General features: G+C 52.9%; 1 protein-coding gene. It reads right to left on the bottom strand.

Annotated features, from left to right (window positions below; translation table 11 throughout):
• On the bottom strand, nucleotides 1-942 hold a 942-nt coding region (locus tag CSR02_RS04505), incomplete at its 3' end, for a TonB-dependent receptor plug domain-containing protein (RefSeq protein ID WP_244176780.1).
• Between the last annotated feature and the right edge of the window lie 18 nt (nucleotides 943-960).

The raw sequence follows: 960 nt of genomic DNA, 5'->3' as shown, positions 1-960 counted from the left end.
CTTCGCGCCATAGCGGCCATTGACCAACAGATTGACAGATGCGCAGCCAGTTGCTGCGCTGGACGCATTGGTGCACCCCTGCTGGTAGGGATTGGTCCGATACTGGTTGAGTGACAATCTTGCTGGCAGAAAAGCATCCGTGACGTTGTTGACGAATTTCAGGATAAGACGATCGGCAGACGTCAGATTGACCCGAAGCCGCACATTCTCTGTCGAGGTATTATAACGGCTATTGGCAATGAAGCCGTTTCCCCGCACATCGCTGCCGAGGATCATCAGATCGTAGTGTCTGTTGCCGAAACCCAGCGTTGCATAATTGTTGAACATCCCGAAGCTACCAAAATCGGAGCCCAGTTCCAGTCCATGGATGTCCGCTCCCTTCCGCGTGCGGAAATTGATGGCACCATTAATGGCGTAATTACCATACAGGGTTGAGGCAGGCCCCTCGAAAACATCCACACCCTGGTAGGCGTGTGGATCAATCAGATCGGCCCGGGCGGTCCCATCGGGTTGGGTCATGGGGAACCCATCTTCCAGCACCTGAAGATTTTTCAGACCATAGGACTGGCGATCTCCTGACCCCCGGACGGAGACCACAGTATCACGGGGACCATTCCCCTGAGTAAAGCTGACGCCGGGAATAGTCACCACCATATCCGCAACGTTCTGACCAACCTGGTTCGCGAAATTCTCTCTGCCAGAACTATAAGTCGTCTGGCCTGCTGGACGTGTAAGGGCTGAAGATCGGCTTAATCCCATTACAAGAATCTGTTCGATTTTGACGGGATTTTTTTTGGTTCTGGACGCAGGAAGAACACGTTTGCTCAAAGGTGGGCGAGGCTTCTCAGTGCCGACGGCAGCGTAGGTAGTGGTAGCCGAGAAAATGGCGCCAGCGATCATTGTCCCGTAAAACGGGAGTGAAAAATAAACAGTACGAAACATGTGAAGGAACCTGAAGAG

The sequence above is a fragment of the Acetobacter pomorum genome (assembly GCF_002738225.1).
GTDB lineage: Bacteria > Pseudomonadota > Alphaproteobacteria > Acetobacterales > Acetobacteraceae > Acetobacter > Acetobacter pomorum.
The sequence above is the reverse complement of the archived record's forward strand: the minus strand, read 5'-3'. Positions and strand labels throughout refer to the sequence as shown.